Consider the following 285-nt stretch of genomic DNA (forward strand, 5'->3'; position numbering starts at 1 on the left):
GAGCTGACCCCGGAGGAGCGGCTGCTGCGCGCGATCTTCGGTGAGAAGGCGCGCGAGGTGCGCGACACCTCGCTGAAGGTGCCGCACGGCGAGCAGGGCCGGGTGATCCACACCCAGGTCTTCAGCCGCGACGACGGCGACGAGCTGCCGCCGGGGGTGAACGTGCTGGTGCGGGTGCTGGTGGCGCAGAAGCGTAAGATCACCGACGGCGACAAGCTGGCCGGCCGGCACGGCAACAAGGGCGTCATCTCCAAGATCCTGCCGGTCGAGGACATGCCGTTCCTC

1 protein-coding gene is annotated in these 285 nt (G+C 69.5%); it reads left to right on the plus strand.

The features are described from left to right. The coding region (locus FAF44_RS54055; RefSeq protein ID WP_237111239.1) for a hypothetical protein at positions 1 to 285 on the plus strand (285 nt) is incomplete at both ends.

Source organism: Nonomuraea sp. MG754425 (assembly GCF_021699195.1).
Taxonomy (GTDB): domain Bacteria; phylum Actinomycetota; class Actinomycetes; order Streptosporangiales; family Streptosporangiaceae; genus Nonomuraea.